General features: G+C 53.4%; 21 protein-coding genes and 3 tRNA genes. 1 reads left to right on the top strand and 23 read right to left on the bottom strand.

Annotated features, from left to right (window positions below; translation table 11 throughout):
* Nucleotides 1-361: 361 nt before the first annotated feature.
* The 22 genes from LH23_RS11590 to sdhC all read right to left on the bottom strand — a co-directional run bounded on the left by LH23_RS11590 (nt 362) and on the right by sdhC (nt 20338).
* Nucleotides 362-437, bottom strand: a tRNA-Lys gene (locus tag LH23_RS11590).
* A gap of 82 nt (nt 438-519) precedes the next feature.
* Nucleotides 520-595, bottom strand: a tRNA-Lys gene (locus LH23_RS11585).
* Between the two features lie 46 nt (nt 596-641).
* Nucleotides 642-717: transfer RNA gene (locus LH23_RS11580), tRNA-Lys, on the bottom strand.
* A gap of 164 nt (nt 718-881) precedes the next feature.
* Complete coding sequence (gene cpoB, locus LH23_RS11575) at nt 882-1667, bottom strand: cell division protein CpoB (protein WP_039291242.1); 786 nt, start codon at nt 1665-1667, stop codon at nt 882-884.
* Nucleotides 1668-1676: 9 nt separating this feature from the next.
* On the bottom strand, nt 1677-2198 hold the full coding sequence (gene pal, locus LH23_RS11570; RefSeq protein ID WP_008456172.1) for a peptidoglycan-associated lipoprotein Pal: 522 nt from the start codon (nt 2196-2198) through the stop codon (nt 1677-1679).
* A 31-nt stretch (nt 2199-2229) separates the two neighbouring features.
* Nucleotides 2230-3522 carry a Tol-Pal system beta propeller repeat protein TolB gene (gene tolB / locus LH23_RS11565; protein ID WP_008456170.1) on the bottom strand — a complete coding sequence of 431 codons (1293 nt, stop codon included), beginning with the start codon at nt 3520-3522 and terminating at the stop codon, nt 2230-2232.
* Nucleotides 3523-3653: 131 nt separating this feature from the next.
* A complete protein-coding gene (gene tolA, locus LH23_RS11560) occupies nt 3654-4973 on the bottom strand; it encodes a cell envelope integrity protein TolA (RefSeq protein ID WP_039291240.1) in 1320 nt (439 codons plus the stop codon).
* A 32-nt stretch (nt 4974-5005) separates the two neighbouring features.
* Nucleotides 5006-5431, bottom strand: a complete 426-nt coding sequence (gene tolR / locus LH23_RS11555) for a colicin uptake protein TolR (RefSeq protein WP_008456166.1) — start codon at nt 5429-5431, stop codon at nt 5006-5008.
* 13 nt (nt 5432-5444) lie between these two features.
* Nucleotides 5445-6131: a Tol-Pal system protein TolQ gene (tolQ, locus tag LH23_RS11550; RefSeq protein WP_071704076.1), complete on the bottom strand. Its 687-nt coding sequence runs from the start codon at nt 6129-6131 to the stop codon at nt 5445-5447.
* Nucleotides 6128-6532 carry a tol-pal system-associated acyl-CoA thioesterase gene (gene ybgC, locus LH23_RS11545; protein ID WP_008456156.1) on the bottom strand — a complete coding sequence of 135 codons (405 nt, stop codon included), beginning with the start codon at nt 6530-6532 and terminating at the stop codon, nt 6128-6130. The genes tolQ and ybgC overlap by 4 nt, the downstream gene beginning before the upstream one ends.
* A gap of 148 nt (nt 6533-6680) precedes the next feature.
* Nucleotides 6681-6974, bottom strand: coding sequence for a cyd operon protein YbgE (gene ybgE, locus LH23_RS11540; RefSeq protein ID WP_039291236.1), 294 nt, complete (start codon nt 6972-6974; stop codon nt 6681-6683).
* The gene (gene cydX, locus LH23_RS23420) at nt 6974-7087 is read right to left on the bottom strand and encodes a cytochrome bd-I oxidase subunit CydX (protein ID WP_071842714.1); all 114 of its coding nucleotides are present in this window, start codon (nt 7085-7087) and stop codon (nt 6974-6976) included. The genes ybgE and cydX overlap by 1 nt, the downstream gene beginning before the upstream one ends.
* Before the next feature lie 13 nt (nt 7088-7100).
* Complete coding sequence (gene cydB, locus LH23_RS11535; protein WP_039291234.1) at nt 7101-8240, bottom strand: cytochrome d ubiquinol oxidase subunit II; 1140 nt, start codon at nt 8238-8240, stop codon at nt 7101-7103.
* A gap of 15 nt (nt 8241-8255) precedes the next feature.
* Nucleotides 8256-9824, bottom strand: a complete 1569-nt coding sequence (cydA, locus tag LH23_RS11530; protein WP_039291231.1) for a cytochrome ubiquinol oxidase subunit I — start codon at nt 9822-9824, stop codon at nt 8256-8258.
* An 821-nt stretch (nt 9825-10645) separates the two neighbouring features.
* Nucleotides 10646-11518: a succinate--CoA ligase subunit alpha gene (gene sucD / locus LH23_RS11525; RefSeq protein WP_039291229.1), complete on the bottom strand. Its 873-nt coding sequence runs from the start codon at nt 11516-11518 to the stop codon at nt 10646-10648.
* Nucleotides 11518-12684 (bottom strand): ADP-forming succinate--CoA ligase subunit beta, encoded by a 1167-nt coding sequence (gene sucC, locus LH23_RS11520; protein WP_039291227.1) that lies wholly within the window; start codon nt 12682-12684, stop codon nt 11518-11520. The genes sucD and sucC overlap by 1 nt, the downstream gene beginning before the upstream one ends.
* Nucleotides 12685-12782: 98 nt before the next feature.
* The gene (gene odhB / locus LH23_RS11515; protein WP_039291226.1) at nt 12783-14009 is read right to left on the bottom strand and encodes a 2-oxoglutarate dehydrogenase complex dihydrolipoyllysine-residue succinyltransferase; all 1227 of its coding nucleotides are present in this window, start codon (nt 14007-14009) and stop codon (nt 12783-12785) included.
* Nucleotides 14010-14024: 15 nt separating this feature from the next.
* Nucleotides 14025-16832: a 2-oxoglutarate dehydrogenase E1 component gene (gene sucA / locus LH23_RS11510; RefSeq protein ID WP_039291224.1), complete on the bottom strand. Its 2808-nt coding sequence runs from the start codon at nt 16830-16832 to the stop codon at nt 14025-14027.
* A gap of 262 nt (nt 16833-17094) precedes the next feature.
* Nucleotides 17095-17811, bottom strand: coding sequence for a succinate dehydrogenase iron-sulfur subunit (locus tag LH23_RS11505; protein ID WP_039291222.1), 717 nt, complete (start codon nt 17809-17811; stop codon nt 17095-17097).
* Between the two features lie 15 nt (nt 17812-17826).
* Nucleotides 17827-19593 (bottom strand): succinate dehydrogenase flavoprotein subunit, encoded by a 1767-nt coding sequence (sdhA, locus tag LH23_RS11500; protein ID WP_008456142.1) that lies wholly within the window; start codon nt 19591-19593, stop codon nt 17827-17829.
* Complete coding sequence (gene sdhD, locus LH23_RS11495) at nt 19593-19940, bottom strand: succinate dehydrogenase membrane anchor subunit (RefSeq protein ID WP_008456141.1); 348 nt, start codon at nt 19938-19940, stop codon at nt 19593-19595. Before sdhD ends, sdhA begins: the two co-directional genes overlap by 1 nt.
* Nucleotides 19934-20338: a succinate dehydrogenase cytochrome b556 subunit gene (sdhC, locus tag LH23_RS11490; protein WP_039291221.1), complete on the bottom strand. Its 405-nt coding sequence runs from the start codon at nt 20336-20338 to the stop codon at nt 19934-19936. Before sdhC ends, sdhD begins: the two co-directional genes overlap by 7 nt.
* Before the next feature lie 645 nt (nt 20339-20983).
* On the opposite strand from sdhC, the gene LH23_RS11485 reads away from it, so the two are divergent.
* The gene (locus LH23_RS11485) at nt 20984-22270 is read left to right on the top strand and encodes a citrate synthase (RefSeq protein ID WP_008456139.1); all 1287 of its coding nucleotides are present in this window, start codon (nt 20984-20986) and stop codon (nt 22268-22270) included.
* A gap of 46 nt (nt 22271-22316) precedes the next feature.
* Here LH23_RS11485 and nei read toward each other — a convergent pair whose 3' ends face one another.
* On the bottom strand, nt 22317-23108 hold the full coding sequence (gene nei / locus LH23_RS11480; protein ID WP_039291219.1) for an endonuclease VIII: 792 nt from the start codon (nt 23106-23108) through the stop codon (nt 22317-22319).
* Nucleotides 23109-23122: the final 14 nt, after the last annotated feature.

Genomic DNA, 23122 nt, shown 5'->3' with positions numbered 1-23122 from the left:
GACTTAACATTACAGGCCAAATAAAGCGTGATTCACGCCATCTTCGGCACTCATTGTTTTATATGCTAAACAAGATAGCGAAATTTAGTCGAAATGTCGTGGGTTATTGCTCGATGCGCTGAGAGAAACAGACCAGTGGAGAATGAGTGCCGGGAATGGCAGGATTTTCAAATCGCAGATAGCAAAAAGGCGCCTTTAGGGCGCCTTTCTACATTGGTGGGTCGTGCAGGATGACGGTGCCCTTCGGGCTCGTCGCAAGCGACGTGCAAAATCAAAAGCGATTTTGTCGAACCTGCTGCAGGCTAGAACCCTGCCCGAATATCAAATAGCAAAAAGGCGCCTTTAGGGCGCCTTTCTACATTGGTGGGTCGTGCAGGATTCGAACCTGCGACCAATTGATTAAAAGTCAACTGCTCTACCAACTGAGCTAACGACCCGCTTTATGCGGTTACTGCTTTGAAGTTTTGCTTTGCCCTACTCGAACCGTTTTCGATTCACTACAACTTTCATCTTAAAAGATGGTGGGTCGTGCAGGATTCGAACCTGCGACCAATTGATTAAAAGTCAACTGCTCTACCAACTGAGCTAACGACCCGCTGTGCGGCTTACTGCAAACTTGTTTACTGCTTACTACTTTAAAGTGGTGGGTCGTGCAGGATTCGAACCTGCGACCAATTGATTAAAAGTCAACTGCTCTACCAACTGAGCTAACGACCCACTTTTGCGTCACTTTGGGTTTATTTAGTATCCCTTGGCAACGGCGGCATATATTACTGATTTAAGATTTTGACGCAACAATAATTTTGACGCAGATCGCTCAACTGCTTACGTTTCGCACGGCAAGACCAGAAAAACGACGATATCTGGTCAGGCCGCACGCATTATTGCGCATTCAGACGTTTTTGAGCCTGCTTTGCACCTTCAGTATTGGGATACTGTTTAACGACCTGCTGGTAGACGGCTTTCGCTTTTGCAGCGTCGCCTTTGTCCTGCATGATCACGCCAACCTTAAACATGGCGTCCGGTGCTTTAGGAGATTTTGGGTAGTTTTTCACCACGGAGGCAAAATAAAACGCCGCATCGTCCTTTTTGCCTTTGTTGTAATTCAACTGACCCAGCCAGTAATTGGCGTTAGGCAGATAAGTTGAATCCGGATACTTCTTCACAAAGGCCTGAAACGCGTTGATAGCATCGTCCTGACGCGATTTATCCTGCACCAGCGCGATAGCTGCGTTGTAGTCGCTATTAGCGTCACCGCCCTGCACTGGGGCAGCAGGCGCCGCGTTAGAGGCCCCTGCGTCCGGCGTGGCGGCCTGGGATGCACCGGCAGCAGGCTGTTGCCCTGCTCCCGCCGCAGCGCCACTAAGGCTATCCATCTGCAGCAAAATTTGCTTTTGACGTTCCACAACCTGATTCAGCTGATACTGACTTTCCTGAATCTGACCGCGCAGGGAATCAATGTCATTCTGGTTATCGGAGAGTTGTTGCTGGAGTTGGGTCAAAAGCTGACTGTGAGCGTTAGAAATACGCTCGAGTTGAGTGACGCGGTCTTCGACCGAGCCTGAGCCGACACTACTGATTGGCGCCTGAGCAGTAGCGGCCCAGGGGGCCGCTATGCCAACCAGTAACGACAGACTCAACAAGTGATGTCTGAAGTTACTGCTCATGCGATTCTCTTAGTAAACCAGTACGGCACGACGGTTTTTAGCGTAAGCCGCTTCGTCATGACCCAGTACTGCAGGTTTTTCTTTACCGTAAGAAACGATGGAGATCTGGTCTGCAGAAACGCCTTTACCTTGCAGGTACATTTTAACAGCGTTAGCACGACGTTCGCCCAGTGCGATGTTGTACTCTGGGGTACCGCGCTCATCCGCATGACCTTCTACGGTCACTTTGTAAGACGGGTTGCTACGCAGGAAGTTAGCGTGCGCATCCAGCATTGCAGCGAATTCAGAGCTAACATCGTATTTGTCCAGACCGAAGTAAACGATGTTGTTCTGCTGCAGCTGTTGCATCTGCAGACGAGCCTGCTCTTCAGAAGACATGTTGCCGTGGCCGTTAGCGTCCATACCAGTGCCGGCACCCAGCATACCTTCACCGCTCTGACCATTGTTGGCGCTCTTGTTAGAAGAACACGCCGCGATAGCCATAACCGGCAGAGCAATCATCAGCCCTTTCAGCACTTTGTTCAGTTGCATTTCTTTGATCCTTTAATAATCAATATTGTTATCACAGATACGGCGACCAGGCAGGGAATTTGACCTGTCCATCAGTTGCCGGAAGACGCGCTTTGAAACGCCCATCTGTTGAAACCAAATTCAGCACGGATCCCATCCCCTGAGAAGAGCTGTAGATTACCATAGTGCCGTTAGGTGCCAGACTTGGCGTTTCATCCAGGAACGTTGACGATAAAGTTGTTACGCCACCCGCTACCAGATCCTGTTTGGCAATGTGCTGCTGACCGCTAGCGGAGCTGACCATTACCATAATTTTACCGTCGGCACTGACATCGGCATCCTGGTTCTGAGAACCTTCCCAGGACAGACGCTGCGGAGCACCGCCACTAATACTGACTTTATAAATCTGTGGACGACCCGCCTGGTCAGAGGTATAGGCCAGGGTTTGGTTGTCCGGGAACCATGTAGGTTCCGTGTTGTTACTGCGACCTTCTGTCACCTGACGAATCTGGCCAGAGCCAAGGTCCATCACGTACAGCTGCAGGCTGCCGGTTTTAGACAGCGCGAACGCCAGCTTAGAACCGTCCGGAGAGAACGCTGGTGCACCGTTGTGCTGCGGGAACGAAGCAATCTGACGCACTGCACCGTTAGCCAGCGTCTGCACAACCAGCGCAGAACGGCCGCTTTCGAAGGTCACATAAGCCAATTTACTGCCGTCCGGAGACCAGGCTGGAGACATCAGCGGCTGTGGAGAACGGTGAACCACAAACTGGTTGTAGCCATCGTAATCAGACACGCGCAGCTCATACGGGAACTGGCCGCCATTGGTCTGTACGACGTAAGCAATACGGGTACGGAATGCGCCTTTAATCCCGGTCAGCTTCTCAAACACTTCATCGCTGGCGGTATGGCCGGCATAGCGCAGCCACTGTTTGTTCACTTTGTAGGAGTTCTGCGCCAGTACCGTGCCTGGTGCACCAGAGGTATCTACCAGCTGGTAAGCAACGGTGTAACTGCCGTCGCCGTTTGGCGTAACCTGGCCTACTACGACGGCGTCAATACCGAGCGCGGTCCAGGCAGCAGGCTGAACTTCCTGAGCAGAACCCGGCTGCTGTGGCAGGCGAGATCTGTCGAGTGGGTTGAATTTACCGCTGTTACGCAGGTCAGCGGCAACAATGCCACCGATGTCTTCAGGCGCGGCGCCAGGGCCTGCCCAGGTGAACGGAACCACACCAATTGGACGAGCAGAATCCACGCCCTGGGTGATCTCGATACGAACTTCTGCGTGCAGCACCGCTGCCCACAGCATTAAGAAACTTAACGCTACACGAAATGCCTGCTTCATCATATCTCCCTTATCCGGGCGGAAAGCCCACGATAATTTAGCAGAATGTTAACAAACCCAAATACACAAAACTACCAAAACCCTGTAACTCAGCTTAGTGTGCTTTCCCCGTCGTGACGGGGAAAACCGCGTTAAGGCTTAAAGTCGATCGGTGCGTTCTTGAAGACTTCATAAACAGCTTCGCTTGGCGGCTTCGGAATCTTCGCCAGACGCGCTGCCGCAACGGCAGCCTGACAAAGTGCTGGGTCACCGCCTTCAGGCTTGATATCAAGCAGAAGGCCGTCTGGTGCCAACTTGATCCGCAGCGAACAGGTCTTACCGGCAAACGAAGGATCGTTATAGAACTTACTCTCGATCGCTGCCTTTATCTGACCAGCATAGCCGTTGATCTCCGCGCCACTAGCGCCGTTGTTCTTATTATTCCCTTTTCCGGCGGCAGCTGCGGCATTACCTTTCGCCCCACCGCCCGTTTTCGGTGCATTCTTACCTGAGCTTAAATCACCGAATAAATCATCGACACCCTGTGCTGCGGCCTTGTCAGAAGCAGCTTTCTCAGCAGCAGCCTTCTTCTTCGCGTCGGCGGCCGCTTTCTTATCTGCGGCGGCTTTAGCAGCTGCAGCCTTGTCAGCAGCGGCCTTCTCGGCAGCTTTTTCTGCCGCGGCCTTTTCAGCAGCAGCCTGCTTAGCAGCTTCAGCTTTTTCAGCTGCAGCTTGCTTAGCTGCCTCAGCAGCAGCTTTCTTCTCGGCGTCCTGCGCAGCCTTCTTAGCTGCAGCATCTGCGGCTTTTTTCTCAGCATCCTGCTGAGCTTTTTTCGCTGCAGCAGCAGCGTCAGCAGCAGCTTTTTTCTCTGCGTCAGCTGCTTTCTTAGCCGCTTCTTCAGTGGCTTTTTTCTGAGCATCCGCAGCCGCTTTCTTCGCAGCTTCTTCCGCAGCTTTAGCCTGGGCATCAGCCTGAGCTTTGGCCTGGGCGTCAGCCTGGGCTTTCGCCTGAGCATCCGCTTTTGCCTTCGCAGCTGCAGCCGCGGCTTCGGCCTGTTTCTGCTGCTCCTGAGCCTGCTTCGCGGCCGCTTCAGCCTGTTTCTGCTGTTCGGCCTGCGCTTTTGCCTGCTCCTGAGCCGCTAAACGCTCTTTCTCCAGCTCTTTCAGACGCTGTTGCTCTGCCGCCTGTTTTTGCTGAAGCTCTTCCGCCTGCTGCTGCGCCTGTTTTTCACGCTGTTCAGCGGCACGTTTGCTGCTTGCCTGCTGCTGCTGTTGGCGATTGTAGTTTTCCACTACCGCACCCGGGTCAACCATCACCGCGTCAATAGAAGAACCACCGCCACCGCCAGCGGATGCATCAATGTGCTCATCAAACGAGCTCCAGATCAGGATGGCAATCAAAATGATGTGCAGCACCACTGAAACGATGATCGCCCGTTTTAATTTAGCGTTCTCTTCGGTTGCCTTTGACACTCTCGGTTCCCAAACGGTTTAAGCGAAATGGATCAGATTGGCTGCGTCATCAGACCAACGGATTTCACGCCCGCCTGATGCAACAGATTCAGCGCCTTGATGATCTCGTCATACGGAACATCTTTTGCGCCGCCAATCAAAAAGACCGTTTTTGGATTCGCCTGCAGACGGCGCTGCGCTTCGGCAACAACCTGCTCTGACGGCAGCTGATCCATACGATCTTTCTCAACCACTACGCTGTACTGCCCTACCCCGGACACTTCAATAATGACCGGTGGTTCATCGTTACTGCTGACGGTCTGAGAATCGGTCGCATCCGGCAGATCCACTTCGACGCTCTGGGTGATGATCGGCGCCGTTGCCATAAAGATCAGCAACAGCACCAGCAGCACGTCCAGCAAAGGAACGATGTTAATTTCTGACTTCAGCTCACGACGACCACGTCCGCGTCTGGCCATGACTTACCCCTTGTTACTGCTTTTCGCTGCTGGTAAAAGCCTGACGGTGCAGGATAGCCGTGAACTCTTCCATGAAGTTGTCGTAATTCAATTCCAGTTTGTTCACGCGTTGGTTAAGGCGGTTGTACGCCATAACGGCCGGAATAGCAGCAAACAGACCAATCGCGGTCGCGATCAGCGCTTCGGCAATACCTGGCGCTACCATCTGCAGCGTCGCCTGCTTCACCGCACCCAGGGCGATAAACGCGTGCATGATCCCCCACACCGTACCAAACAGGCCGATATACGGACTGATGGAACCGACGGTGCCAAGGAAAGGAATATGGGTTTCCAGCGTTTCCAACTCGCGGCTCATCGAGATACGCATCGCACGTGATGCGCCCTCAACCACGGCTTCTGGCGCGTGGGTATTGGCACGATGCAGGCGCGCAAACTCTTTGAAGCCGGAATAGAAGATCTGCTCGGAACCGCTCAAGCTGTCACGGCGGCCCTGGCTCTCCTGATACAGGCGAGACAGTTCGATACCGGACCAGAACTTGTCTTCAAACGCCTCGGCTTCACGGCCGGCGGCATTAAGGATACGCGTTCGCTGAATGATGATTGCCCATGATGCGATGGAAAAACCAATCAAAATCAACATGATAAATTTGACCAGAAGGCTTGCCTTCAGGAACAAATCAAGGATATTCATGTCAGTCACTGCTTGAACTCCGCGACAATAGACTTGGGAAGCGCACGAGGCTTCATTAGGTGTGGATCAACACAAACAATCAGCACTTCAGCTTGGTTAAGTAACTGATTTTCAGCGTTGACTATTCGCTGCGTAAACACCATAGAAGTGCCGCGCATCGATGTAATTTCACTTTGGATTTCGAGTAAATCGTCGAGTCGGGCAGGCGCAAGATAATCAACCGTCATCCTGCGTACGACAAAGGCGACACGCTCCGCCAACAGGGAATGCTGGTTAAAGTTGTGCTGGCGCAGCATCTCTGTGCGTGCTCTTTCATAAAAAGCAACATAACTGGCATGGTAAACCATACCACCGGCGTCTGTGTCCTCGTAGTAAACACGAACCGGCCATCGAAACAGCGTTGTACTCACTTTACATCCCGGTAATGCAATTAAACGCTGCTTACTATACGCAAGAGAATCAGGGTTTGGAATGGATTGTTTTAAACGTTAAGTAAATTTTTATGGGCTTGTTAAAGCCCATAATTTCTGCTTCAGGCGAGGGAATGCGCACAGGCATTCAGAAGAAGAAAAACAGCAGTCCAGCTATGAGCACTAAATCGGCTATCAGCGGGCAGAAAATACCCTGCCAAAGCACTTTGGTTGGGCGGAAACCCACGCCGTGAATGATCCCGGCACAAACGCCCCACATCAGCAGGAAGCCATGCCAAATCTCCAGCTCACTCGTTTTGGCGGCAAAACGAGACGGGTCCCAGAAAATACATCCAGCCAATACCAGCGCCATCACTAAGGAAAGAGCCCGCAAGGGGCTCTTGTCCATTACCGCGTACAGTTTCGCGATAACGTATTCCATCAGGGCTCTTCTTTTCCGGCTTTGCTCGCCTCAACGTGCTCGAGAGCCAGCGCGGTAATAATCCCGAATGCACACGCGAGAAGCGTGCCCAGAATCCATGCAAAGTACCACATAATCAGCTCCTTATTAGTACAGAGAGGTGGAGTTGCTTTCGATGTGCTCTTTCGTGATACGACCGAACATTTTCCAGTAACACCAGGTGGTGTAGAGAAGAATGATTGGCACGAACACGATGGCAACATAGGTCATCACATTCAGCGTCAGCTGGCTGGACGTCGCATCCCACATGGTCAGGCTAGCGTTCATCATGGTGCTGGAAGGCATCACGAACGGGAACATCGCGATACCGGCAGTCAGGATCACACAGGCCAGCGTCAGCGAAGAGAAGATAAACGCCAGGGCGCCTTTCTCCAGACGAGACATGAGGATGGTCAGCAGCGGTAGCACAACGCCCAGAGCAGGAATCAACCACAGCGCTGGCGTATTGTTGAAGTTCACCAGCCAGGCACCAGCCTGACGCGCCACTTCTTTGGTCAGCGGGTTGGACGCAGCATGATGATCCAGAGCAGAGGTCACCACATAGCCATCAATGCCGTAGATCACCCAAACACCGGCCAGCGCGAAGCAAACCATCATCACCAGCGCAGCAATCTGAGCAGCCGCTTTAGCACGCAGATGTAACTCACCTACGGTACGCATCTGCAGATAGGTTGCGCCCTGGGCCACGATCATCGACACGCTAACAACACCCGCCAACAGGCCAAACGGATTCAGCAGTTGGAAGAAGTTACCGGTGTAGTAAAGACGCAGGTATTCATCCACGTGGAACGGAACGCCCTGCAGCAGGTTGCCGAACGCCACGCCAATCACCAGCGGTGGCACGAAGCTACCGATGAAAATGCCCCAGTCCCACATGTTGCGCCAGCGGGTATCTTCAATCTTCGAGCGGTAGTCGAACCCTACCGGACGGAAGAACAAAGAAGCCAGCACCAGAATCATCGCGACATAGAAGCCAGAGAAAGCAGCGGCATAAACCATTGGCCAGGCAGCAAACAGAGCCCCACCCGCGGTAATCAGCCAAACCTGGTTCCCGTCCCAGTGCGGCGCAATGGAGTTAACCATGATGCGGCGTTCAACGTCAGTACGGCCAATCACGCGCGACAGCATGCCCACGCCCATATCGAAGCCGTCGGTGACGGCGAAGCCAATCAGCAGAACGCCAACCAGCAGCCACCAGATAAAACGCAATACTTCATAATCGATCATTTGACGACTCCTGTCTTAGCGTGCCGGCTGAGAAGCCACGTTGGACTGCTCAAAGTGATAGCGTCCTGTTTTCAGACTGCTCGGCCCAAGGCGAGCAAATTTGAACATCAGGAACAGTTCCGCCACCATAAACAGCGTGTAAAGGCCGCAAATCAGTATCATGGAGAACAGCAGGTCGCCCACGCTCAATGACGAGTTTGCAACAGCCGTCGGCAGAACCTCACCTACCGCCCAAGGCTGACGACCGTATTCCGCAACAAACCAGCCGGATTCGATAGCGATCCAGGGCAATGGAATACCGTACAGCGCGGCGCGCAGCAGCCATTTTTTCGAACCAATGGCGTTACGGGTCACGGTCCAGAAGGACACAGCAATGATGAACAGCATCAGGAAGCCACAGGCCACCATGATACGGAACGCAAAGTACAATGGTGCTACGCGAGGAATGGAGTCTTTGGTTGCTTTCTGAATCTGCTCTTCGGTCGCGTCAGTAACGTTTTCCGTATAGCGCTTCAGCAACAGACCATAGCCCAGGTCTTTCTTCACGTGGTTGAAGCTATCACGCACGCTTTGGTCGGTTGAACCACTGCGCAGTTGCTCCAGCAGGCTGTACGCCTTCATCCCGTTACGGATACGCTCTTCGTGCTGCACCATCAGCTCTTTCAGACCGGTGACAGGTTTATCCACGGAGCGGGTAGCGATGATGCCCAGCGCGTAAGGGATTTGAATAGCAAAGCGGTTTTCTTGCTTATCCTGGTCAGGAATACCAAACAGAGTAAACGCCGCCGGCGCTGGCTGAGTTTCCCATTCGGCTTCAATCGCGGCCAGTTTGGTTTTCTGCACATCCCCCATTTCGTAGCCAGATTCATCGCCCAGTACGATAACGGAGAGAATAGCGGCCATACCAAAACTCGCGGCAATCGCGAAGGAACGCTTCGCAAAAGCGACGTCGCGGCCTTTCAGCAGGTAGTAGGAGCTGATACCGAGCACGAACATCGCGCCACACACATAGCCGGACGCTACGGTGTGTACGAATTTAACCTGCGCAACCGGGTTCAGGACCAGCTCGGCAAAGCTGACCATTTCCATACGCATGGTTTCGAAGTTGAAGTCGGAAGCGATAGGGTTTTGCATCCAGCCGTTAGCGACCAGAATCCACAGCGCGGAGAGGTTGGAGCCCAATGCCACCAGCCAGGTGACGGCCATATGCTGAACTTTGCCGAGGCGATCCCAGCCAAAGAAGAACAGACCAACGAAGGTAGATTCGAGGAAGAATGCCATCAGGCCTTCGATAGCCAGCGGCGCACCGAAGATATCCCCGACATAGTGAGAATAGTAAGACCAGTTAGTCCCGAACTGGAACTCCATGGTCAAACCGGTTGCCACCCCCAGCGCAAAGTTGATTGCAAACAACTTGCCCCAGAATTTGGTCATATCTTTATAAATTTGCTTACCTGACAGCACATAGACCGTTTCCATGATGGCCAGCAAAAACGCCATACCTAGCGTCAGTGGCACAAACAGGAAGTGGTACATCGCGGTCAAGGCAAACTGTAAGCGCGACAGTTCGACAATATCAAACATCTTGACTCCTTGCTCTTCGCATGAAGACTTCGACTGTGGTTCACCGGGAGGTTTCCCACAAGCATGCCCTAATACAAATACATTCGCTTCCAGTCCCCTTTTTCTCGCCCACTTTATTCAAATGTGAAATCAAAAGGTGAAAGGTTACAAACACGTTAATTAAATCAAAAATAACCCGTAATTATATTACCCTGCAATTCCCTTACAATAAACAGGTCTTTGCTTAATGTTTTTTACGTTTTACGACGGCGATCAATTTATAGCTAAAACACCGTTATTCGGCCAGTTTGATCTGCAGCAATTTTGCCCCTTTATACCCCGCAACGCCAGCTTTAAACATTGATCCAAAACAATTTACATTGGTAATGTTAATTATTTTTCAATAGAGAATTAATCGTGAATTTGTTGTTAATGATATGTTCCAACGCTTCGGTTGAGGTTAATTTCATGACGCTTATTCTCAACATAAAGCGGATATTTAAAGCTGAACCTTAAATTTCGCCAATGCTAGCCTGGTCATCTTTACACTATTTATCCGGCACCTTTTTCCGTGGTTTTAGCCCCCTCCTTTTAATATTCACAAATAATTCACTTTTGATATAAATTAAATTAACAAATCATTATTTTTTATAAGGTTACAGAGAGAAAATATCGCAGAGAGAAATTATTCAGGAAAAGAAAATGTGCGTGGGAATGCGCGATACAACGTAAGAAGAGGCTGGATTATCAAAGTCAAAACATAAAAAAAGGCCACCCAGGGTGGCCAACCATGTCGAACACTTATTATTACTGTCTCCCCCGCTTACGCGGGGGGCATCTGCTTACTGCGGCAGAATAGCTTTCAGCGCATCGCCAATGTCGGCGAGGCTACGAACGGTTTTCACGCCAGCGGCTTCCAGAGCTGCGAATTTCTCATCCGCCGTCCCCTTCCCGCCCGCGATGATGGCACCCGCGTGGCCCATACGCTTGCCTTTAGGCGCGGTAACGCCGGCAATGTAGCCCACAACAGGTTTGGTCACGTGCTCTTTGATATAGGCCGCAGCTTCTTCTTCTGCGCTCCCGCCGATTTCCCCGATCATCACAATGGCTTCGGTTTTCGGGTCTGCCTGGAACATCTTCAGGATATCAATGAAGTTGGAGCCAGGGATCGGGTCACCGCCGATACCGACGCAGGTTGACTGGCCGAGACCGATGTCAGTTGTCTGCTTAACGGCTTCATAGGTCAGCGTCCCGGAGCGGGAAACGATGCCCACTTTGCCCGGCAGGTGAATGTGGCCCGGCATGATGCCGATTTTGCATTCGCCTGGGGTGATAACACCTGGGCAGTTTGGCCCGATCATGCGCACGCCAGCTTCATCCAGCGCCACTTTCACAGTCAGCATATCCAGCGTAGGGATACCTTCAGTGATAGTGATGATAAGCTTAATGCCAGCATCAATCGCTTCCAGGATGGAATCTTTGCAGAACGGGGCTGGAACATAAATCACGGAAGCGGTCGCGCCAGTAGCGTCAACAGCTTCACGCACGGTATTAAATACCGGCAGACCCAGATGTTCAGTGCCACCTTTGCCTGGCGTCACGCCGCCAACCATTTGCGTACCGTAGGCAATCGCCTGCTCGGAGTGGAAAGTCCCCTGGCTGCCGGTAAAGCCCTGGCAAATTACCTTAGTGTTTTTATCGATCAAAATGGACATTATTTCCCCTCCACGGCAGCAACAACCTGCTGTGCTGCGTCCGTCAGACTTTTCGCTGCAATGATGTTCAAGCCGCTATCCGCCAGTTTTTTCGCGCCCAGTTCGGCGTTGTTACCTTCCAGACGCACCACCACCGGCACGTTAACGCCCACTTCAGCTACCGCGCCAATGATGCCGTCGGCAATCAGGTCGCAGCGTACGATACCGCCGAAGATGTTCACCAGAACGGCTTTGACTTTGTCGTCGGACAGGATGATTTTGAACGCTTCGGTGACGCGCTCTTTGGTCGCACCGCCGCCCACATCAAGGAAGTTAGCCGGCTCGCCGCCGTGCAGCTTAACGATGTCCATGGTGCCCATTGCCAGGCCCGCACCGTTAACCATGCAGCCGATGTTACCGTCCAGCGCCACGTAGTTCAGCTCCCACTGCGCAGCCTGAGCTTCACGCGGGTCTTCCTGAGACTGGTCACGCATTTCGCGCAGATCTGGCTGGCGGAACAGTGCGTTACCGTCTGCGCCCAGTTTACCGTCGAGACAGATCAGGTCGCCCTGCTTGGTGATCACCAGCGGGTTGATTTCAATCAGCGCCAGGTCGCGCTCAAGGAAGATAGTCGCCAGACCCATAAAAATCTTAGTGAACTGCTGAACCTGTTTACCTTCCAGACCCAGTTTGAACGCCAGCTCACGGCCCTGGTAAGGCATTGGACCTGCCAGCGGATCCAGAGCAACTTTGTGGATCAGGTGCGGCGTTTCTTCCGCTACTTTTTCGATTTCCACGCCGCCTTCAGTGGAGGCCATGAAGACCACACGGCGAGAGCTACGGTCAACTACCGCGCCCAGATACAGCTCTTTGTCGATATCGGTTGCAGCTTCAACCAGAATCTGGTGTACAGGCTGGCCGTTGGCGTCCGTTTGGTAAGTCACCAGGCGTTTGCCCAGCCAGTGCTCAGCAAAAGCACGAATGTCTTCTTTACTGTTAACCACTTTCACACCGCCCGCTTTACCGCGGCCACCGGCATGAACCTGACATTTCACCACCCAAGGACCCGCGCCAATTTTAGAGGCGGCTTCTTCCGCTTCGCGCGGTGTGGTGCAGGCGTAACCGACAGGTGCCGGCAAACCATACCGAGCAAACAACTGTTTCGCCTGATATTCGTGTAAGTTCATGAGTTCTATCCATCCAGATAAAGAGCATTAATGCTCGGGGTAAGGTTAGATTTGGTTGTAGGGGCGGGTGTCATAGCACCCGCCAGAGTCTTGTTCGACTACACGTCCAGCAGCAGACGAGTTGGATCTTCCAGCAGCTCTTTAATCGCTACCAGGTAACCCACGGACTCGCGGCCATCGATCAGACGGTGATCGTAAGAGAGCGCCAGGTACATCATCGGCAGGATCTCAACTTTACCGTCCACCGCCATTGGGCGATCTTTGATGGCGTGCATACCCAGGATCGCGCTTTGCGGTGGGTTGATGATTGGCGTAGACATCAGGGAGCCGAAGACGCCACCGTTGGTGATGGTGAAGTTACCACCGGTCAGCTCTTCCACGGTCAGTTTGCCGTCACGGCCTTTCACCGCCAGCTCTTTGATGCGTTTTTCGATGTCGGCCATGCCCAGGGTATCAACATCTTTCAGCACTGGAGTCACCAGGCCACGCGGGGTAGAAACCGCGATGCTGACATCAAAGTAGTTGTGGTAAACCACGTCTTCGCCGTCGATGGAAGCATTCACTTCCGGATAGCGTTTCAGCGCTTCAACAACCGCTTTAATGTAGAAGGACATGAAGCCCAGACGCACGCCGTGGCGTTTTTCAAACGCTTCGCCGTACTGCTTACGCAGTTCCATGATTGGCTTCATGTTCACTTCGTTGAACGTGGTGAGCATGGCGGTAGAGTTTTTCGCTTCCAGCAGACGCTCGGCTACGCGCTTGCGCAGACGGGTCATTGGTACGCGTTTTTCGCTGCGGCCAGCCAGTGGCGCAACCGGTGCCTGAGCGGCTTCAGCAGTTTTCGCCTGTGCAGGCTGTTTCGCTTTCGCTTCGCTCAGGTGTTTTTCAACATCTTCACGAGTGAGACGACCACCTACGCCGCTGCCTTTGATAGCGCTGGCGTCGAGGTCGTTCTCTGCGATCAGGCGGCGGATAGCCGGGCTGAGGGCATCATTGCTCTGCTCTTCCAGAGAAGCCTGCTGACGCTGGGCCGGAGTAGACTCTTTGGTGTCAGCTTTTGCGGAGGACTCTTTCCCGCCGCTGTTGCCTTCACGCAGGCGGCCCAGAATCTGACGAGAGGTCACAGTTGTGCCTTCATCTTCCAGGACTGCATCCAGAACGCCGTCCGCAGACGCGGGTACTTCCAGTACCACTTTGTCAGTTTCGATTTCAACCAGCACTTCGTCACGTTTGACGCTGTCGCCCGGTTTTTTATGCCAGGTTGCCACTGTCGCGTCGGCTACGGACTCAGGCAGGTCAGGAACTAGAATATCTACGCTACTCATTATTTATCCTTTAATTTATTCGACGTTCAGCGCGTCATTAACCAGATCTTGCTGTTGCTTCTGGTGAACGGACATATACCCTACCGCCGGAGAGGCGGAGGCCGGGCGACCTGCATAACGCAGAGCGGACCCAAACGGAATCACTTCGCGGAAGTGGTGCTGGCTGCAGTACCAGGCGCCCTGGTTCAGCGGCTCTTCCTGGCACCAGACGAAGTCGTGTACGTGAGCGAACGGCTTCAGCGCTTCCTGTACCGCCTGATGCGGGAACGGATAGAGCTGCTCGATACGCACAATCGCCACATCCTTCTGCTCATTCTTACGGCGCTGCTCAAGCAGGTCGTAGTAGACCTTACCGGAACACAGAACAACGCGCTTCACGCCTTTCGGATCCAGTTCGTCAATCTCACCAATTGCCGGCTGGAACGTGCCGTTGGCCAGTTCGTCGAGGCTGGAAACTGCCAGCGGATGGCGCAGCAGAGATTTCGGTGACATCACCACCAGCGGACGGCGCATCCCGCGCAGCGCCTGACGACGCAGCATGTGATAAACCTGAGCCGGAGTAGATGGCACGCAAACCTGCATGTTCTGCTCGGCACACAGCTGGAGGTAACGTTCCAGACGAGCGGAGGAGTGCTCTGGACCTTGCCCTTCATAGCCGTGCGGCAGCAGCATCACCAGGCCACACATACGGCCCCATTTCTGCTCGCCGGAGCTGATGAACTGGTCAATCACCACCTGTGCCCCGTTGGCGAAGTCGCCGAACTGCGCTTCCCAAATAGTCAGGGTGCGAGGTTCTGCCGTGGCATAGCCGTATTCAAAGGCCAGCACTGCTTCTTCAGACAGCACGGAATCCCAGACTTTGAAGATACCCTGGCTGTTGTGAACGTGCGCCAGTGGCGTATAGGTAGAGCCGTTGGTCTGGTTATGGATAACAGCGTGACGGTGGAAGAAGGTCCCACGGCCAGCATCTTCACCGGACAGACGAACGGACACGCCTTCATCCACCAGCGTTGCATAAGCCAGGTTTTCCGCTGCACCCCAGTCGAACAGTTTATTGCCGTTCGCCATGTCCTGACGGTCGCTGTAGATTTTCGCCACGCGGGACTGCATCTCTACGGCTTCCGGCACGGTGCTGATGCGCTTAGCCAGTTCCTGAACGCGCTTCATCTCAACTTTATTCGGGTAGCTTTCATCCCACTCGTGGTTGAGGTACGGCGACCAGGTAAAGGAGTGCATGTTCATCGGACGCCACTCTTGCACGACACATTCGCCGGCATCCAGCGCATCGCGGTACAGATTCACCATTTCGGTGGCATCTTCCAGCGTGGCCAGTTTGTCCTGCTCCAGTTTGTCTGCGTAGATCTTGCGTGGGGTCGGATGTTTTTTGATCTTCTGGTACATCACCGGCTGCGTTGCGCTTGGCTCGTCAGCTTCGTTGTGCCCGTGACGGCGATAGCAAACCAGGTCGATAAACACGTCACGTTTGAAGGTGTTACGGAAGTCCAGCGCCAGACGGGTCACGAAAGCTACGGCTTCCGGGTCATCCGCATTCACGTGGAAAATCGGCGCCATCACCATCTTACCGATGTCGGTACAGTATGGCGTGGAACGCGCATCCAGCGGGTTAGAGGTGGTGAAACCAATCTGGTTGTTGATAACGATACGCACGGTACCGCCCACTTCGTAGCCACGCGCTTTGGACATATTCAGGGTTTCCTGAACCACGCCCTGCCCGGCTACCGCGGCATCACCGTGAATGGTGATTGGCAATACCTGGTTGCTGCCTGGCTTATCCAGACGATCCAGACGCGCACGCACGGAACCGATAACCACCGGGCTAACGATTTCCAGGTGTGACGGGTTGAATGCCAGCGCCAGGTGAACCAGGCCGCCTTCGGTTTCAACATCGGAAGAGAAGCCCATGTGGTACTTCACGTCGCCGGTGCCGAGATGTTCTTTATGTTTGCCCGCAAATTCGTCGAACAGATCCTGCGGTTTTTTACCCAGTACGTTGATCAGTACGTTAAGACGACCACGGTGCGCCATACCCAGCACCACTTCGCGCGTGCCGCTCTTGCCGGCGTGGCGAATCATCTCTTTGAGCATCGGTACCAGCGCGTCGCCGCCTTCCAGCGAGAAGCGTTTCGCGCCTGGGAATTTTGCACCCAGGTAACGTTCCAGACCTTCTGCTGCAGTCAGCTCGCTCAGGAAACGTTTTTTCTCTTCCTGAGTAAAGCTTGAACGACCAGCTACCGATTCGATGCGCTGCTGGATCCAGCGTTTTTCTTCGGTATTGGTGATGTGCATGTATTCCGCACCGATCGACCCACCGTAGGTTTGCTTCAGCGCAGCGATCAGGTCGGCAAGCTTCATGGTCTCTTTGCCGATGGCAAACGATCCCACGTTGAAGCTCTGCTGCAAATCTTCTTCGGTCAGGTTATGGAACGCCGGATCCAGATCGGCAACCGTTTCCTGCTGCCAAAGCCCAAGCGGATCGAGCTTAGCCGCCTGATGGCCGCGGAAACGCCAGGCGTTGATCAGCTGCAACACTTTTACCTGTTTGGCATCGGTGTCAGGATCGGTGATTGCGGTGGAGTAACGTGAGGCATCCTTCGCCAGACGACGGAAATAATCACGCGTTTTTGAATGGAATTGATCCGGTCTGGCTCCGGTGCCAGGTAACTGCTGGAACATGGTGCGCCAGTGCGCATCAACAGAGTCAGGATCGGTTAAGAAGTCTTCATAGAGCTGCTCTATGTAGGACTGGTTTGCGCCCGCCAGCCAGGAAGAGTCCAGCCAGGGCTTCATCGCGCCGTTCTGCATCGTGATCCCTTAAGCATTTTATGCTTATTTCGCCGTGGATAACTATAACGCACACCGTAGGGTATACAGGTATACGTTCCAGGGTTCACTTTCTTCGAGCCTGTTGCCGTGGAGGGCGGCCCGCGAAGGAACCTTTAGAAACTGTCTTAAGGGTTTCCCCTAACCCTTCCCCTTACATGAGAAAGGGAAGATCGTCGGCAGTTTTTAAAGATTTCCTGCAATTTGTACCCTCTCCCCTACGAGGAGAGGGTACTTTTCTAACTTAAGCGCTTTTTTGCAACAGCATCGACTTGATATGGCCGATAGCTTTCGTCGGGTTCAGCCCCTTAGGACAAACGCTGACGCAGTTCATAATGCTGTGGCAACGGAATACGCTGAAAGCATCGCTCAGGCCGTCCAGACGCGCGTCCGTTTCGGTGTCGCGGCTGTCGATCAGGAAGCGATACGCCGCCAGCAAACCGGCCGGGCCGATAAACTTGTCCGGGTTCCACCAGAACGACGGGCAAGAAGTCGAGCAGCAAGCGCAAAGAATACACTCGTACAGACCATCCAGTTTTTCACGCTGCTCAGGCGACTGCAAATGCTCACGAGCGGGTGGATTTTGCCCATTATTCAACAAGTAAGGCTTAATCTTCTCATATTGAGCATAGAATTGCCCCATGTCTACCACCAGATCGCGGATCACCGGCAGGCCAGGCAGAGGACGGATGACTATCTTCTGCTTACCGTTACCGAGCGCCGAGATTGGCGTGATACAGGCCAGCCCGTTTTTGCCGTTCATGTTCAGGCCGTCAGAGCCACAAACCCCTTCACGACAAGAGCGACGGAAGGACAGACTAGGATCTTTTTCTTTCAGCTGCATTAAAGCGTCAAGCAGCATCATGTCGCGACCGTCTTCCGCTTCCAGGGTGTAATCCTGCATGCGCGGAGCGTCGTCTACATCCGGGTTATAACGATAAACTGAGAATTCGAGTTTCATTGTCCTGTCTCCGCATTAATAAGTACGAATCTTCGGCGGGAACGCCGGACGCAGTTTCGGTTCCATGTTGACGCTACGACGCGTCATGGATTCCGTCTCTGGCAGATACAGGGAATGGCACAGCCAGTTTTCGTCATCACGCTCCGGGAAGTCGAAGCGGCTATGTGCGCCACGGCTCTCGGTACGGAAGTTGGCCGACACCGCAGTGGCGTAAGCGGTTTCCATCAGGTTATCCAGCTCCAGACACTCAACGCGCTGGGTGTTGAACTCGCTGGAAGTGTCGTCCAGACGGGCATTTTTCAGGCGCTCACGGATTGCTTTCAGCTGCTCAAGCCCTTTGGCCATCGCGTCACCTTCACGGAACACCGAGAAGTTGTGCTGCATACATTCCTGCAGCGCTTTGCGGATTTCCACCGGATCTTCACCGTTACGGTTGCCGTTCCAGCGGTTGAGGCGCTCAAGGGAGGCGTCGATTTCAGCGTCGGTTGCGTCAAGCAGATCGCCCTGCTCGGCAATGGATTCCTGCAGGTGCAGGCCAACAGCACGCCCGAACACCACCAGGTCAAGCAGAGAGTTGCCGCCCAGACGGTTCGCACCGTGTACGGAAACACACGCGATTTCGCCCACGGCGAACAAACCAGGGATAACTACATCTTCGCCCTGCTCGTTCACGGTCAGCGCCTGACCAGTTACTTTGGTCGGAATACCGCCCATCATATAGTGGCAGGTTGGAATTACCGGGATCGGCTCTTTCACCGGATCGACGTGGGCGAAGGTACGGGACAGTTCCAGAATACCCGGCAGGCGGGATTCCAGCACTTCTTTACCCAGGTGATCGAGTTTCAGCTTGGCGTGTGGACCCCATGGACCATCACAGCCACGGCCTTCACGGATCTCGATCATGATGGAACGCGCCACCACGTCACGACCCGCCAGGTCTTTCGCATTCGGGGCGTAACGCTCCATGAAGCGCTCGCCGTGTTTGTTCAGCAGGTAACCGCCTTCACCGCGGCAGCCTTCTGTGACCAGAACCCCTGCCCCGGCGATACCGGTTGGGTGGAACTGCCACATTTCCATATCCTGCACCGGCACGCCAGCACGGATAGCCATACCGACGCCGTCACCGGTGTTGATGTGGGCATTGGTGGTGGACTGATAGATACGACCCGCACCACCGGTTGCCAGCACGGTTGCGCGGGCTTTGAAGTAAACGACTTCACCGGTTTCGATGCACAGCGCGGTACAGCCAACCACCGCGCCATCGGCGTTTTTCACCAGATCAAGCGCATACCACTCGGAGAAGATGGTGGTGTGGTTTTTCAGGTTCTGCTGATACAAAGTGTGCAGCAGCGCGTGGCCGGTACGGTCAGCGGCTGCTGCAGTACGTGCCGCCTGCTCGCCGCCGAAGTCTTTCGACTGGCCGCCGAACGGGCGTTGATAAATGGTGCCGTTTTCCAGACGGGAGAAAGGCAGGCCCATGTGGTCCAGTTCCAGAATCGCTTCCGGGCCGGTTTTACACATATATTCGATGGCGTCCTGGTCACCGATGTAGTCGGAACCTTTTACCGTGTCGTACATGTGCCATTCCCAGTTGTCTTCATGGGTATTACCGAGCGCGACGGTGATGCCACCCTGCGCGGATACGGTATGGGAACGGGTCGGGAACACTTTAGAAAGCAGCGCACAGGTCTGGCCGCTCTGGGAAATCTGTAGCGCCGCGCGCATACCTGCGCCGCCGGCACCAATCACTACAGCATCAAATTCTCTGACTGGCAGTTTCATTACACACCCCACACCACAACGAATCCATAAATGACGTAAACCAACAGCGCGACAACAATCAGCAGCTGTAAAGGAAGGCGAATCGCCAGCGGTTTAACGTAGTCGGTCAACACCTGCCACATGCCAATCCAGGCATGGATCAAAATAGAGAACAGTGCCAGCAGGGTGAAAACTTTGGTGAAGGCAGAGGCAAAGAAGCCGTGCCAGACGTCGTAGGTCAGCTCGCCGGTGACAGCGAAGAAGCCAATCATGTAGATGATGTACAGGGTGAGTACGATGGCGGTAGCGCGAACCAGCACATAATCGTGCACGCCATTGCGACCCAATGCGGAGGCATTGCTTACCATACGAGGACTCCTGCAAGAATTGAAAGCACGACAGTAATAACAAAGGAGATATGTGCGGATCGTTTGCCCGCTACAAAGGTCTCTTCCAGATAGCCAAAGTCCATCAGCAGATGGCGGATACCGACCACCACGTGATAGGCCAGAGCCGTCAGAATGCCCCACATTATAAATTTAACGATAAAGCTGCTCATCACGGCGGACGCGGTCAGAAAACCTTCCGGGGAGGAGAGTGACAGTCCCAGCAACCAAAGCAGAATGCCGACCGCCACAAATGTGATCACGCCGGAAACGCGGTGGAGGATGGAAGCGATTGCAGTGACGGGGAACCGGATCGTTTTCAGGTCCAGATTGACAGGTCGTTGTTTTTTCACGTTTCTTATCATGAATAGCGCCCACATGCTCTTCTTATTGTTTCCTTCCTCCGGATCTGCATTCGGGGTCAGACAGCGCTAACTTTCTATAACTGTGCGTCATGCAAAAAACAGCTACATCCAGAGGCCAGAGATCTGGCTACAACGCTGGGTGGCTCCCGGTAGCAGGGTGTTCCGGAGACCTGGCGGCAGTATAGGCTCTTCACAAAATCATTACAATTAACCCACATAATGTTTGAAGGGTTTTGCTCGGAACAGTGAGCAGGATCACGATAACAACATTATTTTAAATTTTAATCATCTGATTTGACAAAAGTTAAACATTCTTGTTACAAACAGGGCCAGAAAAGCCGTATAATTCGCAAAAGTTATAGGGTCAGCCTTTCACCTGAGTAATAGTTATGTAACAGTGGATGGGTATTGACCCGAGAGATCAGGACAGTTATTAGTGATATACAGGTTTGAATGATACTGATTGCTAAGACGCTGATTTGCTGTAGTTTCGCCCTCAAAGCGAGTGTTACCTGCAAGCGCCCATCGCTCTGTACCCTGGTTGTACTCCTCTAAACAGAGCCGCGAGCCAATTAAAAAACTGGTAACCAACCATTGTGGGTTCGAATGCAAATCGGACGCCCGGCAGTCTTATGAAATAAGGCGCTAAGGAGACCGTAAATGGCTGATACTAAAGCAAACCTCACCCTTAATGGTGACGATGCTCTCGAACTTGATGTGCTAAAGGGCACGCTAGGTCAGGATGTAATTGATATCCGTAGTCTTGGTTCTAAAGGTGTATTTACTTTTGACCCAGGTTTCACCTCTACCGCATCCTGCGAATCTAAAATCACTTATATCGACGGTGACGAAGGCATTCTTTTGCACCGCGGTTTCCCGATTGACCAACTGGCCACTGAATCCAGCTACCTGGAAGTGTGCTACATCCTGCTGAACGGTGAAAAACCGACTCAGGAACAGTTCGACGAATTCAAAACCACCGTTACCCGCCACACCATGATTCACGAGCAGATCACCCGTCTGTTCCACGGCTTCCGTCGCGATTCGCATCCGATGGCCGTGCTGTGCGGCGTAACCGGTGCGTTGGCGGCGTTCTACCACGACTCCCTTGACGTAAATAACCCACGTCACCGTGAAATCGCGGCATTCCGCCTGCTGTCCAAAATGCCAACCGTAGCGGCAATGTGTTACAAGTATTCGATTGGCCAGCCGTTTGTTTACCCACGCAACGACCTCTCCTACTCGGCTAACTTCCTGAACATGATGTTCTCCACGCCGTGCGAAGAATACAAAGTTAACCCAATTCTGGAACGCGCAATGGATCGTATTTTGATCCTGCACGCTGACCATGAGCAAAACGCATCGACATCAACCGTGCGTACCGCAGGCTCTTCTGGCGCGAACCCATTTGCGTGTATCGCGGCGGGGATCGCTTCCCTGTGGGGACCGGCTCACGGCGGCGCGAACGAAGCTGCACTGAAAATGCTGGAAGAAATCAGTACTGTGGAGCACATTCCAGAATTTATCCGTCGTGCCAAAGACAAGAACGACTCGTTCCGCCTGATGGGCTTCGGCCACCGCGTGTACAAAAACTACGACCCGCGTGCCACCGTGATGCGTGAAACCTGTCACGAAGTGCTGAAAGAGCTGAACCTGAAGGATAACAACCTGCTGGAAGTGGCGATGGAGCTGGAACACATTGCGCTGAACGACCCGTACTTCATCGAGAAGAAACTCTACCCGAACGTAGACTTCTACTCCGGCATCATCCTGAAGGCGATGGGCATTCCTTCCTCCATGTTTACCGTTATCTTCGCGATGGCGCGTACCGTGGGCTGGATTGCACACTGGAACGAAATGCACGACGACGGCATCAAAATTGCCCGTCCACGTCAGCTGTACACTGGCTACGACAAACGTGATTTCAAATCCGACCTCAAAAAGTAATCTTTTCGCTTTCTGAGTAAAAAACGCGCCCTGTGGCGCGTTTTTTTTATTTCTGACAGCGAGGACACCAGTAAAAAGGCCTTGAAGAGAGATTGGTTCTTTCAATAATCCCACCACACCGTTCGCACGGTTCACCCGCCCGGTGAAACACCCTAAAGCTGAACACAGTCCCGTGATGTTTGTTCTCGTCTCCCTGGCCTCGCGTCTGATAAGAAAGCCGCGGAATCGCCAGTAAAGCAGTCGCTAACCGCTCAACCTGATCTTCGCTTAAATCCTCCGCGTGGTGCTGCGGCGCAAGCTCCGCCTCCCAAAGGATTTCCACGCGCAGATAATTCCCCAGACCAGCAAGAAAAGCCTGATCGAGCAGTAACCCACTGAACTGCCGACGGCGAAACTTCGGCGACAGCAAACGTGCTTTTACCTGTTCCACAGTCAGTGTCTCGTCTAATACATCCGGCCCAACGCGCTGCAAGAAAGGCTGTTGCTCAAGCTGCCCTTGATCGAGGATTTCGATGTCCGAGGCGCTGTACAGTAAAATGGCTTTTTTAGCTGTTTGCAGCCTGACACGCAGCACGCGGTTCGTTTCTGCTACTTTACCTGCGTCAGCCACTCGCCATACGCCGTAGAGCTGGTTATGGCTATACAACGTTAAACCGTTGGAAAAATGCGTCAGCATCGCTTTCCCCCGGGTCTCGATACGATCGATGGTTTTCCCCACCAGCATCGCCTCAAACGGCTTTAGCTCTTCAAAAGCAAACCAGGCTTCGGTTAACGGTTCCCCGCCCACGGCGGCTTCCAATTTATCCGCCGCACGGCGAATCTCCGGTCCTTCCGGCATACTAAACTCCCTGA

This window comes from Cedecea neteri, assembly GCF_000758305.1.
GTDB lineage: Bacteria > Pseudomonadota > Gammaproteobacteria > Enterobacterales > Enterobacteriaceae > Cedecea > Cedecea neteri_C.
This window is presented reverse-complemented; position numbering and strand designations above follow the sequence as displayed.

Coding starts and splice junctions, on each gene's coding strand:
- nei (WP_039291219.1), bottom strand. CDS start 23,108: ATGCCGGAAGGACCGGAGATTCGCCGTGCGGCGGATAAATTGGAAGCC.
- ybgE (WP_039291236.1), bottom strand. CDS start 6,974: ATGGAATACGTTATCGCGAAACTGTACGCGGTAATGGACAAGAGCCCC.
- tolB (WP_008456170.1), bottom strand. CDS start 3,522: ATGAAGCAGGCATTTCGTGTAGCGTTAAGTTTCTTAATGCTGTGGGCA.
- pal (WP_008456172.1), bottom strand. CDS start 2,198: ATGCAACTGAACAAAGTGCTGAAAGGGCTGATGATTGCTCTGCCGGTT.
- cydA (WP_039291231.1), bottom strand. CDS start 9,824: ATGTTTGATATTGTCGAACTGTCGCGCTTACAGTTTGCCTTGACCGCG.
- LH23_RS11485 (WP_008456139.1), top strand. CDS start 20,984: ATGGCTGATACTAAAGCAAACCTCACCCTTAATGGTGACGATGCTCTC.
- sucC (WP_039291227.1), bottom strand. CDS start 12,684: ATGAACTTACACGAATATCAGGCGAAACAGTTGTTTGCTCGGTATGGT.
- cpoB (WP_039291242.1), bottom strand. CDS start 1,667: ATGAGCAGTAACTTCAGACATCACTTGTTGAGTCTGTCGTTACTGGTT.
- cydX (WP_071842714.1), bottom strand. CDS start 7,087: ATGTGGTACTTTGCATGGATTCTGGGCACGCTTCTCGCGTGTGCATTC.
- tolR (WP_008456166.1), bottom strand. CDS start 5,431: ATGGCCAGACGCGGACGTGGTCGTCGTGAGCTGAAGTCAGAAATTAAC.
- sdhD (WP_008456141.1), bottom strand. CDS start 19,940: ATGGTAAGCAATGCCTCCGCATTGGGTCGCAATGGCGTGCACGATTAT.
- sdhC (WP_039291221.1), bottom strand. CDS start 20,338: ATGTGGGCGCTATTCATGATAAGAAACGTGAAAAAACAACGACCTGTC.
- cydB (WP_039291234.1), bottom strand. CDS start 8,240: ATGATCGATTATGAAGTATTGCGTTTTATCTGGTGGCTGCTGGTTGGC.
- sucA (WP_039291224.1), bottom strand. CDS start 16,832: ATGCAGAACGGCGCGATGAAGCCCTGGCTGGACTCTTCCTGGCTGGCG.
- LH23_RS11505 (WP_039291222.1), bottom strand. CDS start 17,811: ATGAAACTCGAATTCTCAGTTTATCGTTATAACCCGGATGTAGACGAC.
- sucD (WP_039291229.1), bottom strand. CDS start 11,518: ATGTCCATTTTGATCGATAAAAACACTAAGGTAATTTGCCAGGGCTTT.
- odhB (WP_039291226.1), bottom strand. CDS start 14,009: ATGAGTAGCGTAGATATTCTAGTTCCTGACCTGCCTGAGTCCGTAGCC.
- sdhA (WP_008456142.1), bottom strand. CDS start 19,593: ATGAAACTGCCAGTCAGAGAATTTGATGCTGTAGTGATTGGTGCCGGC.